Here is a 15425-nt window from a genome sequence, read left to right as displayed (position 1 = left end):
CTGCATTTGTGATATTCTAAGTAAAATGAAACAATTTTCATGATAATATTGATGGTCTCGCAAAAACTAAAAAAAGGCGGTGTTGTCATGCCGGACTTGATCAGGCATCCAGTATTTTCAATTAGTTCTGGATTCCGATCTGCACCGTAATGACACTAATCTGACTTTTTGCGACTTTGTCGGATTTATTAGCTCTGGCATCACCCTGCTTCATTAATTTTCATTATTTTCAAATAAAGCTCTATGGCTCCCTATAAATGCGTCACCGCCACGATCTTTAGTATTGCTGGTGAGGGAGCTGGGCTGGATTTTGTACAATTCTCAGTCTGGCTTGGGATTTTACAGCCAAAGATCAGTGCTGTCCTGATTAATCAAAAATTCTTCCAACAAAAATATCATGGAATTTTTATAGTGCCTCTTTAGAAATAGCAAGGTCACAAAAAGGAGAGTCCATCAAAATGGAGAACATGCGGATGCTTCTCAAGACCCAATTTATGCTTTCTATGATTTTTGTTTTTTTTATTTTTGGGGTTGCTGAAGCTGTTATTCTGCGTCTTGTTGTCTTCGAAAGTTTTACACAACTAGAGCAAAATGAAGCAGTTCGTGACATTGAAAGAGTTGATCACTCAATAAATCGCGAAGTTCACCACTTGGGCCTTCTTTGTCATGACTGGGCGTCATGGGACGAAATGTATGATTTTGTCAGCAATGGGAACAAGGAGTTTGTTCACTCAAATCTATTACTGAATTCCTTCAAGGCCAATAATTGCAATCTGATCTATGTTATTGACAGATCAATGAATCTTATATGGGGAAATATTTATGATCTTGAAAAAGGAGAAACCCTAAAGCTTGAAAAATTCAGCCCACAGAACTCTTTTAGTGGAGACGATCCATTTAAATTCAATTTCAGCAGTAGAAGCACCGAATCTCTTCACAGACGTGGGATTATCCAGACAGAAAAAGGACCTATGCTGATAGTGTCCCGTCCTGTAAAGAAAAGCACTGATTTGGGAACTCCGAATGGCGTACTTGTAATGGGACGGTTTTTAGGAAGAAAGACAATAAATGATCTTGTTGATCAGACAAAGGTTAACTTTGATGTAATTTATCCAATTAATAAAGATTCTTACCCGAATATGCGGACTCTTTATGTAACAGCTGATAATCAGACAAACAAATATTATATGCAAAATGAAAAAGGGAAAATTCGAGTAATAAAAGAATTTATGGGGATAGGAAATATCCCGGTTTTTCAGATTGAGATAATATTACCAAGAAGCATTACAGAAAAAGGTTTGCAGACAATTAATTTTACTGCCGGGTATGTTATTGCCTCAACTTTGACAATACTTTTTGTTTTTGGATTTATTTTAAGAAAAAATGTTTTTTCACCTTTGGATAGAATGTCCAGGCATATGCAGAAAATTGAGAATGAAGGAGACTTCTCGCTGAGACTCAAGATCAGGCGCAAGGATGAAATAGGCATACTCGGGTCTGTTTTTGATAAAATGATCGATAAGATTGAAACTCAGACTATAGAGATATTAAAGGCAAACAGAAAATTGGAGGGGCTGTCTTCAACTGATGAGCTTACAAAAATATCTAACAGAAGGATATTCAATCAGCATTTTTCGTCAGAGTGGACCAGGATGAAAAGAGAAAACAAGCCAATAAGCCTTATCATGTGCGACATAGATTTTTTCAAGCAGTATAATGATCTTTACGGTCATCAGGCAGGGGATGAATGCCTGATAAAAGTTGCTGATATTATGAAAGGAAATGTTAGTCGGGCAGGTGATCTTGTCGCAAGGTATGGAGGTGAGGAATTTGCCATTGTTCTTTCAGACACATCAGCAGGAGGTGCCGCTCAGGTCGTCCGAAAGATAATCTCCGAACTTCAGAAACAACAGATCCCCCACGATGAATCAAAAGCAATCGGTTTTGTCAGCATGAGCTTCGGCATTGCATCTGTTGTGCCCTCAGGTGGTTTTGCATTAGAAGAAATCGTTAAAATGGCGGACAAGGCGCTTTATAATGCGAAAGCCAACGGCCGGAACCGCTATGAAATATTCAATACTAAGAATGAGGAGGCACATTAATCAGAATTATTATGAAGATTATAGAGCAAGTTGAAACCAAATCTCTTTTATCATAATTACAACAAACAGAGGTGCTTATGTTCAATAAATTGTCTCTCAGACAAAAAATGCAGTTTTCGATCTGTGGAGCCGTATTCCTGGCTTTTGTCATTACCATTTTTTACATAACGTCTGCTGCAACGAATAGCGCCGAGAAAGAGGCTAAAAATCTTGCCGTGGAGATTGGTTACAGATACGGAGGACTAATTAAGGCCGATCTTGATATGGCAAACGGAGTTGCCCGTACCCTTGCAAATACCATTGAAGGAATAAAGGAAAAAGAAGAAGCTCCGAGCAGGGATCTTGTCAATGCTATTATGAAGCGAATGATGGAAGACAATCCAGATTGTTATGGAGTATGGGCCGCCTTTGAACCAAACGCATTTGATTCAAAAGATGCTGATTTCAAGGACAAGCCTGGAAGTGATCCGGCAGGTTTGTATCAGCCATACTGGCATAAGTCAGGGAGCGATATCAAGTTAGATGTGACAGGAATGCAGGCTGAAAATGATCCTGTTGGATCATGGTACTGGGTTCCGTTCAAGTCAGGAAAGGATTTCGTCAATGAGCCTACAGTCTTCAATTATGATGGTAAGGATATTACCCTTGTTGGTATCTGCATACCTATCAAGGTCAAAGGCAAGATTATAGGTGTTGCAGGCGTTGATTTTTCCATGGAGAAATTTACAAAACTGGTAGGGTCAGTGAAACCATACGATACCGGATACGGGTTTTTTATTTCAAATGGCGGGTTTTTTGTTGCTCATCCTAAGGCAGAGAGAGTCGGCAAAACCATTAAAGACATTCCTGATGCCAAATACAGCAATGAAGTCATAGATGCCATAAAAAACGGCAAACTCCATACTGAGCTGAGAGAATCAAAGGTTACTGGTGACGAGTCAATTTTTGTTTATACTCCTTTTACTGTCGGGAGAACAACAACACCATGGTGCTTCGGGGTAAGTATTCCTCTTGATAAGGTTCTTCAGGGTGCTCACAGTATTCGAAACATAAGCATTTTGATTGGATTGTTAGCTATTCTGGTTGTTTTTGCCATTGTTTATTTTATTGCCACAAAGATTATTTCAAGACCAATTAACAGGGTTGTTGAGGGTCTTAAGGATATAGCAGAAGGCGAGGGGGATCTTACAAAGAGACTCAGGGTAACATCCCAGGATGAAATAGGTTCTCTTGCGACCTGGTTCAATATTTTTATGGAAAAACTTCAAGATCTGATTAAACAGACTGTTATAACCTCAGGGACAGTGGGAGGCTCATCTGCTGAACTTCTGGTTATTTCTGATGAGATGATGAAAAGCACTGCGGTAACTACCAGCAAGACGCAAAAGGTTTCGGCTGCAGCTGAAGAAATGAGCATGAATATCAATTCCGTGGCCTCAGCCATGGAGGAAGCTTCATCAAATATTAATATGGTGGCATCCGCAACCGAAGAGATGACTTCCACAATAAACGAAATTGCAAAAAATTCAGAACATGCAAGGGGAATTTCAGAAAGAGCGGTTACTCGTTCAAGAGAGGCATCCCAAAAAATGAACAGGCTTGGGGCTGCTGCAATAGACATTGGAAAAGTTACTGAAGCGATAAACGACATATCAAGCCAGACAGACCTTCTTGCACTTAACGCCACAATTGAGGCTGCAAGGGCCGGAGAAGCAGGAAAAGGCTTTGCTGTCGTCGCCGGAGAAATAAAGGAGCTGTCTAGGCAAACCGCAGACGCTACCCATGAAATTAAGGATAAAATTGACGGGATTCAAAAAGTTACGGTTGAAACTGTCGAGGAGATTGGGTCTGTTGTAAGTATTATCAGTGAGATAAATGATATCATAGCAACCATTGCAACTTCAGTTGAAGAACAGTCTGCTGCAACAAAAGAAATTGCAGTGAATATCGGCCAGGCATCAAAGGGAATTCAGGAAGTTAATGAAACTGTTAACAGAAACGCCCATGTAGCGTCAGTCATATCAAATGAAATTACCGATGTTGATCATTCCACAGGAGAAATCCTTAAAAATAGTGATAAAGTCAATAAGAGCGCAACTAAACTGACCGAGCTTGCCAAATTGCTCTCAGATAAGGTTGGCATGTTCAAGGTCTGACTCTTTCAATAAAAATGTCGATATTAAATTTGATGGACTCGCAAAAAGTCAAAAAAGGAATCAGCGTTATGCCGGACTTGATCCGGCATCTTTCTATTTTCAGATGCTTCCGGATTCCGGCCTGCGCCGGAATGACGGGGATTTGGGCTTTTTGCGACCTTGTCATTAGTTAGTTCTTGGAATAATAAAGTATTCCTAACTTAACGGGAACAGAGCCATAAAAAAAGCCCCCGAAAACTGTTAAGCCTTTGCAGACTGTATTGAAGCGACGGTATCAATGATGTTAAGTTCTGATTTGACGTCGTTTTTGCCCTTCATTCCTTTATAGAATATACTAAGTTTTTTAAGATCCGCATCTATGTCTCCGGTCGGGTAAAACGGCGCGCCGAATCCTGTGGTCTTGATCGCATAATCCATATATCCTGGTACTATGGGAACATTCGCACCGAGGGCAATATAATAGAAACCTGTTTTCCATCTCATGACCTTTTTTCTTGTTCCTGTAGGAGGTATGGTGATCACAAGGATTTCTGAACTGTTATATTGATTGATTATATTTTCAACAAGATTGTTTGATTTGGAGCGGTCAACGGGTATTCCTCCTAACCATTTAAAAACACCTGAAAATGGTTTTTTGAAAATTGAATCTTTGCCCATCCAGTAAATTTTGCCCTTCATGGCAAAAATGGCCAGAAGAGTGTAGAAAAAATCCCAGTTGGAAGTGTGAGGGACTGCTATGGCAACAAACTTGGGGATGTCTGGCATATTCCCTTTTATTTTCCAGCCCAACATTTTTAAGATTAACATTGAAAGAAACTGCATAATCGGCCTGACAACCGGTGTGTCAAAAATAGTGTAATGCATATCAAATCCAAATTTCCCAAAAAGTTATTATCAAAATCTAATCACTCATATGGGAAATGCTAAAAAAAGCAAAATGATTCTTTTTATAACGCAGTATTTTTAGAAGGGATAAGTGATTTTGATGGTTTTATATCAGTTTAGAAAATGTTTTAGTTCCGTAAAATCAAACATATAAGAATATTCATCGTAATGCGGAGATACTCTTGGGTCCTTAAGTAAAACTAATTCCATGAAATCTTTCAGGTGGATGGATCTGACATCAGAGACTTCATCTTGATCAAAACAAATATCAGAAATACTTATATTCTTAATCGTCAGAAAAATATCTATATATTCGTTGTCAATATATCTGCCTGAATCATAAATGTTTTTTGTAAGAATCGTGTGGCAAAATTTAATATCATCTATAGATATATCTAAGCCTAATTCTTCTTTTGCTTCTTTTATTACAGTCGCGTCAGAAGTATCTCCGCTTTCAACATGGCCTGCACATGATATATCCCAGAGGCCTGCATGGGCGGTTTTTGAAAGCGACCTCTTCTGAATCAGCAGTTCACCTTTGGTATTCACAATCCATAAATGAATGCTTTTGTGAAAGAGTCCTTCGGCGTGGGCCTTATTTCTTGGATAACTGAATCCGGCAGGAGATCCGTCCGGATTAAGGATGTCAATATATTCCATTTTATTTTGCCCAATAATAGTCAACTGTGGTTACGATCCTGATTCTTTTGAATTCAGGCGTATTTATGTCCCGGTTTTCTTTGGTGAACAGACCCTGTTCCACTGCTTTTCTCGCGCTCTGGGTGGCTTCAGCTATCATTTCAGGTTTAACCTTGTTCAGACTGGTGAAAATATATTCTGTATTCTGCTCATAATCTTGGGTGATGACTATTCCTTTGCTCACAAGATCATCAGACTATTCCATGGCCTTTTTTTGCCATGGCAACGTCCACGGTGCGAAGAGTGATGCTTGCCTTGGCCATGTATCTGGCGTTTGTAGGTGCGTCTCCGCTTGTGCTTTGTTCAGCAATAAAATCTGTAATCTGTGGAACGGATTCAGATATATCTTCAGGCTTGAATCCTGAATCAATGAGAAATTTTTTAATTGCTCCCCTGTTATCGCTGATCATATTATGTATGGCATTTAGATTATTCCCAGCTTCTTTGAAAACTATCGGCCATATAACAAGATCTGCAGGGGGTTCCCTTTCAGAGAGCCCCCTTACAGACTCATTAATTCTTGAATCATCCAGGGACTCCAGGAGTAATATTGTTGAACTGGTATTCCCGGGCTGATATGCCCTCGGAAGCATCAAATTCATTCTCACCCCACTGTTCAATGGAGATGAATTTTTCCCCGCTGTCGTCAGAATAATCCCACTTGAGGAGTTTCTGGGACAAAGGCTTGCCATGCTCGTAGTAAAATCCCCCGCCTGATACCACCATAGAATATTCCTTGCCATCGAATACTATTGATTCAGGAGGATCTCCATTGTCGATTATGGCTTTTCTTACATTGTCACCCATCTGCGCAATATTTATTTTTTTGCTTATGCTCCAGGAGCTTTCATCTCCTGACTCCATTTCAAGGTAGATTGTTTCATTGCCTGAGACAAGCTGCCATTCTTTGGTGATATCGTTTGCGCCCCACTCGTAATGAGCTGTCTGTCTGACCTGCCATGTCCTCATGTCATAGTCGACATAATCTCCGGACTGCATTGTGGATAGACTCAAGTTTAGAGGGTCTCGTTCATTCTTTTTGTCTTTTTTGAAAAAAATGTCAAAAATGCCCATTTAGACTATTCCCATCTTCTTTTTCAGATCGTCGAGCTGAGAAGATCCGGCACCAGGCAGCGCCTGGGTCGATGAGCCGGCAAGCGCCCTGTTTATTTCATCATCCACGCTTTTTTCCACGCTCGCCATTTCTCCGTAAGCAATTGCAAGGCTTTCCTCTGCTTCTACCTTGGCTTTCATTTTTTCCAGCATTGAGATGGTGCCAGAAGAATCGATCTTTGAGAGCTGTTCATTGATTTTTCTTGAGGCTGTAGCAGTTTTTGATCTTGCCTTGAGTGTTAGCAGATCATTTTCATATTTTGACACATTGGATTTGAGCTTATTTATATTGGTCTGAAGCTGATCGCACATTTTTTCATGATTTGAGGCTTCCTGGTGAAGCCTTGCCGCTTCAATCGCAGCTTGCTCTTTTTTGGACAGAGCATCGGTCGCAAGTCTTTCAGCATCTGCCGGAGCAAGTTGCCCCGCCTGCATTTTCTGAAGAAGAAGCATGGCTTTCCTTTCATAGTCTTCGGCCAGCAGCTTCTGATTATCGGCGTCCTTTCTTGTTTTTATTGCTACGCCTTTGACTTCGGCAAGGCTTGTCATTGATTCCTGAAGATCTTTTTTAAGATCCCTTATGCCCTGTTCCGTAATTTTAATGGGGTCTTCAAGTTTATCTAAAACGGCGTGTGCTTCGGCTTCGCCTATTTTGAAAAGTCTTTTGAAAAATGACATGGTTCCTCCTATTGTTTCAGTCCGTTCTCAGATGGTCTAAATCCCTGCATATTTAAGAAGCTCACCGGCATATTCTGAAAGAGCCAATTGGAGAGATCTTATGGACGCTTCAAGCTCATTTTTGTCAAGGTTTTCAATCTGCAAGGTGTCACGGAAAAGTATGCTTTCGCCTGACTCGTCAAGAACAAATGCTCCGTGGATAAGCTCTCTGTTCATCTGAAGAAGTCGTTTGAAAAGGTTCCCAGAAGGGGTCGGCGTTTTCATAATGAGCTGCTCAATTACTACTATCGGGTCCTCGCAGTCTATAATCATGTTTTTTATTCCGCTTTCTTCATCATTCAATATAATCAGTTCATTCGATTCATCTTCCTTGATTATTTCTATACCCATATCAAGTACAATGCTTTTAATCTCTTCAAGTTTTCTTTTCATTTATTCTCCTTTCGGAAAGACTGTCATACATATGGATATCTTGAAAATATTTGTCCTTTACAAACCGGTTAATCAGTTTTTTGACTTATATGGCTTTTGAAGCCATAATGACAGTATTATTATATCGGTTATTTTTTGTAAAGCCGATTACTTCAGCCAGTTATTTCATGGTTTTCCGAATTTTATCTCCATATATCATTGTATAACATTATTGAAATATTGATTGTTGTCCTGTAAAAAGTCTTTATATTGACATTATTCAAACAATTGGGTAGGAAGTGTGAACATTGATCACATCTAATTTTTAAAAGTTTTGTGGATTTAAGTCAGTTATTTATGAACGATATATATTCTTATGATTTTTTAGATTTTGCAGTTTCTGACCCGAACAAGATAAACAGCCCAAAATCATCCTGGAAAGTTTTAATGGTTGATGACGATCCTGAGGTCCATAAAATGACACGGCTCGTTCTTGGCGACATTGTTTTTGAGGGAAAAGGCCTCGATTTCCTGAGTGCCTATTCTGCAAAAGAAGCTGAAAGTATTTTTTTGAAGCATAATGATATCGCTGTGGTTTTGGTGGATATCGTTATGGAGAATGATACGGCTGGTCTTGATTTTATACGTTTTATTCGTAATGAAATGCTTAATGATTCTGTGCAGATAATTGTCAGAACAGGGCAGCCTGGAATAGCTCCCGAAAAAAAGATCATTCTTGAGTATTCCATTAATGACTACACGGCAAAAACAGAACTTACGGCTGACAAGCTTTTTACCTCTATAATAACTGCGATAAGATCATATTTGCATTTAAGTTCGATCAAGGAGCTAAATTCGAGGCTTTCAGAAGAGATTCAATATAGATCAAAGATTGAGGAGGAAATAAGGGAGCTTAATTCGAATCTGGAAAAGAAAGTCAGACTCAGAACTGATGAGCTTGAACTCGCGAACAGTTCTTTGATGCAGACCTATGAAAAAACAAAGAGGCTTGCAGAATCCGCAAGAGCTGCCAACAGGGCCAAGACAGCATTTCTTGCCAGTATGAGCCATGAAATCCGGACCCCCATGAATGGAATCATTGCAATGATCCATCTCCTCTTTGAAACAAGCCCGACTGATGAACAGGCCGAATACTTGAATATTATAAGAACAAGCTCTGATTCCCTTTTGACAATAATAAACGAGATACTCGATTATGCGAAAATTGAAGCCGGCAAAATCCAGATCGTAAAAAATGAATTTGACCTTGAATGCCTTGTATCCGATATTGCCGATCTGATGGCTGTCAAGGCTCATGAGAAGAATATCGATCTGCATATAGACTTTGGCGAGGATATTCCAACAAATGTTTTCGGAGATTATACGAGAATACGTCAGGTACTCATAAATCTTGTCGGGAACGCAATAAAATTTACTGATGCCGGAGAGGTCCTTGTTCATCTTAAACTTGACGGATGGAATGAAAACAAGGCACGTATCAAGTTCAGCATCATAGACAGCGGAGTTGGGATTCCCGAAGAAAAAATGCACATGCTTTTTAAATCTTTTACCCAGGTGAGTTCAGCAACAACTCCAAAAGTTAACGGTACAGGCCTGGGACTTGCAATTTCAAAAAAAATTGTCAACGCGATGGGCGGAAAAATAGGATGCAGCTCGATTGACGGAGCCGGATCTGTTTTTTGGTTCTATCTTGATTTCGATGTGAAAGAAGACGCAGAATCTTGCGCAATGCCCATCACAAATGAAATAAGATCATGTATTGTTAGCAGCAGTGTTGCACAGGCCGGAATTATCCGTAGTTTGATAGAGCCTATGTCATCAAGTATTGCTTATTTTAGTTCTTTAGGTCTATTTATGAATGATTTTTCTGTTCTGGCCTCTGGTGAAGAATATGATGTAGTTATTGCTGATACGGGCTTTTCAGGATCTGATACTTTTGAGGAGCAAATAACCGAACTGATAGGTAATCCGGGGTTTAAAGGACGAATTATCTCTCTTATACCTGTAGGACTCAAATATTCTAAATTGAACAGGTGTTATGGTGATCGTTTCATAAGTATCACAAAACCTTTCAGAAAAGAGATTTTGAAATCCGCAGTTGCCGGAATGAAAATTGAGAGGGTTCTTAACGAGGAAAAAAATATTGACGATGTTGAAGGTGTTTCGATTAAAAGTGGCTTGAACTTGCTGGTTGTCGAAGATAATCAGGTTAGCCAAATGGTTGCGCTTAAGCTCCTGAAACGCTATAATTGTGCCGTTGATGTTGTTTCAAACGGGTTGGAAGCCATCCGTAGGCTTGCGTTCAAAAGCTATGACGCCATTTTTATGGATGTTAGGATGCCAGGTATGAACGGGTTCGAGGCAACTAAGCTTATTCGTTCGGCCACAATTCCTCAGATTGATCCTAATATGCTTATCTTTGCAATGACCGCCAACGCAATGAAAGGTGATGAAAAGCTGTGCTTAAAAATAGGTATGAATGATTATCTTTCCAAACCTATACTGCCTGAAAACGTTCGTTTCTTGCTTGAAAAGTATTTTAAAGTATAAAAAAATGCTTATTTACATATTTATTTGTGGTAGGTTAGTAATTTACTTTAAAGATGGTGTTTTTATTAAATTATGGAGCAGAGGTAAAAGGTAAGTATGGCAGGTAAGGCTATTGATTTTTGGAATGACCATTCAGAAAAATATCTTGAAATGGCTTTTGACTCGACAAGACGCGAGCGCCTTGAGAATCCTTCTGGTTATGGGAAAAGGACAGGTGAGTGCGGTGATACTATTGAGATTTTTATAGATGTCATGAATGGCTTTTTGCAGACAGTTGCTTATGATTCAAATGGGTGTACAAATACCCATGCTTGCGCAAGCACCCTTGCAATGATGGTAGAAGGAAAACCTGTAGAAGAAGGCTGGAATATTACTCCTGAAGTGATTGCCCAGTATCTTGAGACTTTGCCTGATGATGAATTTCACTGTGCCGAGCTGGCTGTCGGAGCTTTTTATCTTGCATTATCCAGTGTTTCGAACAAAAACTTATAATTGAGTTTTTTAAAGAAAACATTGTTTATTGTAATAAATATTTTGGAAGCTACTTGAAACGGGAGTAATAGTTCAAAACTTAATTAATATAATTGTTTAACTTAGGAGGGGGCAAAGGATGTCGGAGAGATCCACATTCATGAAACTGCGGGAAGATGAAAGGGAAGTCAGAAAAACTCTTATTATTGCCGCAGCAATGAAATTGTTTGAAGAGAAATCTTTTCACGAGATAGGGATGAGGGACATAGCTGCGGAAGCGGGGGTTTCAGCGGCGTCTATTTATCGTTATTTTCCAAGTCGTGATGACCTTTTTGTAGAAGCGCTGATTCAGGATATCAATACGATTGAGCAGCTGCTCGAAAAACGGCTGGAGCAGGGAAGCTCAATTGAAGAACTGGCCGTGGCGGTTGTTGATTATCTTATAGACAATGAGGCAACATTTCAGATGATGTGCCATTTTATGATTAGAGGTGGAATTAATCAAAGGGCGCTCAAAAAGTTTAATGCAGTACAGCGTTATTTCTTAAAAATGTTTGATGAGGTAGTAAAAAAAGCACAGGGTGTGGAAAGCATAAGATTTTTCACCCACGCATTTTTCGCTTCACTTGCGGGAGTTGTAATGACCTTCAGAAATTATCCTGGACGTAGCATGGAAGAGAGAAGGGAGTATATGCACAAATTAGCTCTCCTTATCATGCACGAAGGTAATACTCTTGAAGTTCTTTCAAGTGACAAGAAAGCCCGCGGGATCAGTTCCATAGCGCAGGATTAATGTTTTTCAAAGCCGGGTGCCTTCACCCGGCTTTTTGTGTTTCTTACACCGCTCTTTCTATTTTGCATTGCATTATAATTCCTCGTATGATAGCTTTTATGAGATATAATTTCTATTAATCACCATTCCTTATATAATTACTAAATATGTAAAAAAAATGGAGATGTTTTTATGACTTCAATTGTACATATAAAAAAATACGCAAACAGACGTCTCTATGATATGGAAAAGAGTAAATATGTCACTCTGATCGAAGTAGCTGACATGATAAAAAATGGCAGAGAGGTTGAAGTGACGGACGCTAACACTGAAGAGGACGTGACTGCTTTCATACTTACTCAGATAGTGCTTGAAAAATCAAAACATAAAAAGGCCCTTCTTCCGATTCCATTGCTCCATCTTATTATAAGATACGGGGATAATATTCTGAGCGAGTTTTTTGAAAAATACCTTCAGATTACAATAGACAGGTATGTTTCTCATAAGATTGCCTTTGATGAGCATTTTAAGAAAGTTATCGATCTTGGGATGGGCTGGTCGGATATTGCCCAGAAGAGCATAGCAGGGATTACGCCTTTCAAGCCTTTTATGGATATTTTTTCTGGGGAACCAAAGCCTTCTGACAATAAGGATGGTGATGAAGAAAAATAGAGGTCTTTTAGTTTAATCGTTATATTCTTTGATGCCTCGAGATTAATACCTCAGGCATCTTATTTTTTTGGTTCGAATTTGACCGTTACTTTAGCCCCATTTTTTTCATATCCTTTCATTTCATAGAATCTTAAAAATTTAGGCAGGAAAAGATTTTTTCTTCTGTTGCCAATATCTATGACCATCTCATCAGAATAAGTTTTGATGTCTATTTCACTTAAGTCTGCAAATGGAAGTGACAGATCTATATTGTATCCAAATGCTGTCTCGTAGATATTTATAACCTTTTCTTTGAAAAAAACATCTATAGCTGAAATGTCAGGGTAGAGCATCTCCGATACCCTGGAAAGCTTTGCTTGTCCGAATACTTCTTCTCCAAAATGGTTTATTCTAAGAATCGGGACAGGGTGGAAACTGGTTTCAATTTCAGACAGATATTTGTCCTGCTTGGCAATAAAATTATTGAAAAAGCTTTCTCCATCTATGTCTGGCAGTATTCTGTTAACAATAACAGCATCTACTCCAAATCCATAAAGCTGAAGATACATGAAGGCTCGACGCGCTTCCTGTATTACCATTTTTTCAGGCGTTGTAACCAGTCGTATTGAGCATATTTCAGGGTTGGAAAATATTTTGTGTACCTTCTCAAGCTTTGACATGATCTCCTGAAGTTCATCATATCCTTTAGCAACAGGAATCCCAGTGGTAAGATCAAACATTGAACCAAAAGTTCTTACAGCAAGCTTTGGTATCGGAAACATTCTCAATGTCCACCATTTCGTTGCTTGCGGAAGCGTCAAAAGAGTAAGCGTCTCTCCTGTCGGGGCACTGTCGATGACTATCAGGTCAAAAACCCTGTCTTCATAGTGTTTTTCTATCCATAAAAAAGCTGATGCTTCTTCCATTCCTGGAAGAGCTGACATTTCCTCAGACAGTTTTCGGTCAATGCCTTGCCAGTGGAACATTTGTAACATTACAGATCTAAGATTTCCCCAGTATTTCCTCATGGAATAATAAATATCAAGTTCCTGGGCAAAAAGGTTAGGTATAATTTCAGTAGGCTCAGGCCCTATTTTTACATCAAAGGAGTCCGAAAGACTGTGTGCCGGGTCAGTTGAAATGACGAGGGTTTTAATTCCTTTGCTTGCAGCCATGAGTGCCGTTGCTGCGGCGCAGGTGGTTTTTCCTGTGCCGCCTTTTCCTGTGAAAAGAATTACTCTCACTTTGACCCTTCAAGATTTTTTGGAATTATATGTAGCTGATACTCACATTATCGAGGCTGATAATATTGGGCCTGATTTGATAATCAATCCAATTTTGATACAAAGGTTGTTCTACCATCTGCTTTTTTAGGCTGGGCAATTATGCTGCCGATAAATTTGGAGATATTTCTGATAACGTCCGGAGGATAAGCGTCTGATTTTTGAAACACTGCAGCAAAATAATTTCCTGCGGGGAAAATATGAAGATGTTCTCTGTTTTCCCTTGAAATTGTAATATTTGCCATTTGCTGGAGACTTAGAATAACACCTATTGCATCGGCATTTAATCCGCATAATACAATAAAAGGAGATAAAGACTCGGGGTTTTCCATATTATGAGTCATTACCTGACCATCCTTTCGGATCAGAATGAATTTTTTTACTCCATCAATTTTGGCAATTTTTGCAAAATCAATAATGGTAGGCAAAACGGCCTCCTGGTTGTCTTAATTGTCTCTGGCATGAGCCAGATAGGGGAGAATCATTTTTCTGAATTTGTCAATTTTCGCTTGGTCGTTTAATTCTTTTGACAGGATATCTACTAGATATTTAAGATTTGATAACTTGGGTTCATGATATGTTGACCATTTTACGAGAGCATTCTTATAAGCAGACTGTGCTTGAGATCCTTCAATTTTTGTAAATGCTCTCATTATTCCAGCTAGAATATTAGCTAAAGGGCCGGATTGAATGATTTCCTTGCTTTTTTGCGGCTCTTTGCTTTGGAGCTCATCTGAAACATTGGGGATTTTATTTGAGACTGTCTCAGGTTTAGATATAACACTTTCATTGTCGGCTTTGTTTTTATTGTGAGCGGTAAAGCCGTATGATGTTTCAATTGTCAGATTTATAAGATTGGCATCCGTCATCTGGGCATGTCTTATAATAAGAAAACTATTTGACTTCAGCTTTCTGACGTTCAGTATGGACTCTTCAAAGCATATTGACAGGGACGCAACTTCTTCTATCTGGGATGATCCTGATAAAAGCAGTTTGAGTATCATTTTTGAGGCATTGATCATCTGCTCTTTGGCCGGACTCTCAAGAGAGCAGTGGACGACTTCTCCATTTGATGCAAAAAAGCAGGTGCATTCCACACCTGGTATCGCATTAATTTCTTTGATAAGTTCTTCCATTGACATAACCTGAGTTTTTGTTGTCTCGCAACCAAATATCTTAAGATGAGATTATCGAATACTTAACTTTTATATATATCATTATATTATGTGAGTACACTTTTTTTTCATTAGAGGTTTTAAAAGCTAAATAATAAGGCTCTGTTCCCTTTGAATGTGGAAAAAGACACATACAAATCACTATTTGAAATGGGCTGGTATCGTTAATTAATCATAAGTAAACCCCCGGCTCTGCCGGTGGACTCACAGAGTTTGACAGATCCTGGAATAAGAAGAAGTCTCCAATAACTGAACCGCCTAAAGTTCAAGTTAAAGGAGACTTCAATGAGCGAGAGACAAAGCCTAAGCCATAGTACCTGGGAATGCAAGTATCATGTAGTATGGATTCCAAAGTATAGAAAAAAGACTATTTATGTAGAATTGAGGAAATATTTGGGAGATGTATTTCGAGATTTGGCCAGACAAAAAGAAAGTGCAATATTGGAAGGCCACTTGAT

At 39.1% G+C, this 15425-nt stretch carries 17 protein-coding genes; 7 read left to right on the top strand and 10 right to left on the bottom strand.

Going from position 1 to position 15425, the window contains the following annotated elements; genetic code table 11:
• Window positions 1–458 precede the first annotated feature (458 nt).
• Window positions 459–2102 (top strand): sensor domain-containing diguanylate cyclase, encoded by a 1644-nt coding sequence (locus tag K245_RS26735; protein ID WP_051284148.1) that lies wholly within the window; start codon window positions 459–461, stop codon window positions 2100–2102.
• Window positions 2103–2179: 77 nt separating this feature from the next.
• The gene (locus tag K245_RS26730) at window positions 2180–4258 is read left to right on the top strand and encodes a methyl-accepting chemotaxis protein (RefSeq protein WP_051284147.1); all 2079 of its coding nucleotides are present in this window, start codon (window positions 2180–2182) and stop codon (window positions 4256–4258) included.
• A 240-nt stretch (window positions 4259–4498) separates the two neighbouring features.
• Here the strand turns inward: K245_RS26730 and K245_RS0114140 are convergent, their stop codons facing one another.
• The 7 genes from K245_RS0114140 to K245_RS0114115 form a co-directional block, all read right to left on the bottom strand.
• A complete protein-coding gene (locus K245_RS0114140) occupies window positions 4499–5023 on the bottom strand; it encodes a lysophospholipid acyltransferase family protein (RefSeq protein ID WP_232223832.1) in 525 nt (174 codons plus the stop codon).
• A gap of 231 nt (window positions 5024–5254) precedes the next feature.
• Window positions 5255–5803: an NUDIX hydrolase gene (locus tag K245_RS0114135; RefSeq protein ID WP_035277309.1), complete on the bottom strand. Its 549-nt coding sequence runs from the start codon at window positions 5801–5803 to the stop codon at window positions 5255–5257.
• A gap of 1 nt (window position 5804) precedes the next feature.
• Window positions 5805–6026: a hypothetical protein gene (locus K245_RS26725; protein WP_051284146.1), complete on the bottom strand. Its 222-nt coding sequence runs from the start codon at window positions 6024–6026 to the stop codon at window positions 5805–5807.
• A gap of 7 nt (window positions 6027–6033) precedes the next feature.
• Window positions 6034–6444, bottom strand: a complete 411-nt coding sequence (locus K245_RS26720; RefSeq protein ID WP_156906802.1) for a hypothetical protein — start codon at window positions 6442–6444, stop codon at window positions 6034–6036.
• Window positions 6368–6916 (bottom strand): DUF4178 domain-containing protein, encoded by a 549-nt coding sequence (locus K245_RS0114125; RefSeq protein ID WP_027359779.1) that lies wholly within the window; start codon window positions 6914–6916, stop codon window positions 6368–6370. Before K245_RS0114125 ends, K245_RS26720 begins: the two co-directional genes overlap by 77 nt.
• Window positions 6917–7633 (bottom strand): PspA/IM30 family protein, encoded by a 717-nt coding sequence (locus tag K245_RS0114120; protein ID WP_027359778.1) that lies wholly within the window; start codon window positions 7631–7633, stop codon window positions 6917–6919. It lies immediately after the preceding gene.
• A gap of 36 nt (window positions 7634–7669) precedes the next feature.
• On the bottom strand, window positions 7670–8065 hold the full coding sequence (locus K245_RS0114115) for a YbjN domain-containing protein (protein WP_027359777.1): 396 nt from the start codon (window positions 8063–8065) through the stop codon (window positions 7670–7672).
• A gap of 336 nt (window positions 8066–8401) precedes the next feature.
• On the opposite strand from K245_RS0114115, the gene K245_RS26715 reads away from it, so the two are divergent.
• From K245_RS26715 to K245_RS0114095, 4 genes are all read left to right on the top strand, one after another.
• Window positions 8402–10615 carry a response regulator gene (locus K245_RS26715; RefSeq protein ID WP_051284144.1) on the top strand — a complete coding sequence of 738 codons (2214 nt, stop codon included), beginning with the start codon at window positions 8402–8404 and terminating at the stop codon, window positions 10613–10615.
• A gap of 96 nt (window positions 10616–10711) precedes the next feature.
• Window positions 10712–11107 carry an iron-sulfur cluster assembly scaffold protein gene (locus K245_RS0114105; RefSeq protein ID WP_027359776.1) on the top strand — a complete coding sequence of 132 codons (396 nt, stop codon included), beginning with the start codon at window positions 10712–10714 and terminating at the stop codon, window positions 11105–11107.
• A gap of 139 nt (window positions 11108–11246) precedes the next feature.
• The gene (locus K245_RS0114100; RefSeq protein WP_027359775.1) at window positions 11247–11879 is read left to right on the top strand and encodes a TetR/AcrR family transcriptional regulator; all 633 of its coding nucleotides are present in this window, start codon (window positions 11247–11249) and stop codon (window positions 11877–11879) included.
• Between the two features lie 171 nt (window positions 11880–12050).
• A complete protein-coding gene (locus tag K245_RS0114095; RefSeq protein WP_027359774.1) occupies window positions 12051–12530 on the top strand; it encodes a polyhydroxyalkanoate synthesis regulator DNA-binding domain-containing protein in 480 nt (159 codons plus the stop codon).
• 59 nt (window positions 12531–12589) lie between these two features.
• Here the strand turns inward: K245_RS0114095 and K245_RS0114090 are convergent, their stop codons facing one another.
• From K245_RS0114090 to K245_RS0114080, 3 genes are all read right to left on the bottom strand, one after another.
• Window positions 12590–13753 carry an ArsA family ATPase gene (locus K245_RS0114090; protein ID WP_027359773.1) on the bottom strand — a complete coding sequence of 388 codons (1164 nt, stop codon included), beginning with the start codon at window positions 13751–13753 and terminating at the stop codon, window positions 12590–12592.
• Window positions 13754–13836: 83 nt separating this feature from the next.
• Complete coding sequence (locus K245_RS0114085; RefSeq protein ID WP_027359772.1) at window positions 13837–14220, bottom strand: hypothetical protein; 384 nt, start codon at window positions 14218–14220, stop codon at window positions 13837–13839.
• Window positions 14221–14238: 18 nt separating this feature from the next.
• Window positions 14239–14928 carry a hypothetical protein gene (locus K245_RS0114080; RefSeq protein WP_027359771.1) on the bottom strand — a complete coding sequence of 230 codons (690 nt, stop codon included), beginning with the start codon at window positions 14926–14928 and terminating at the stop codon, window positions 14239–14241.
• A gap of 324 nt (window positions 14929–15252) precedes the next feature.
• On the opposite strand from K245_RS0114080, the gene K245_RS0114075 reads away from it, so the two are divergent.
• Window positions 15253–15425 (top strand): transposase (locus K245_RS0114075; RefSeq protein WP_027359770.1); only part of this gene is annotated, 173 nt, incomplete at its 3' end.

Source organism: Desulforegula conservatrix Mb1Pa, from assembly GCF_000426225.1.
GTDB lineage: Bacteria > Desulfobacterota > Desulfobacteria > Desulfobacterales > Desulforegulaceae > Desulforegula > Desulforegula conservatrix.
This window is presented reverse-complemented; position numbering and strand designations above follow the sequence as displayed.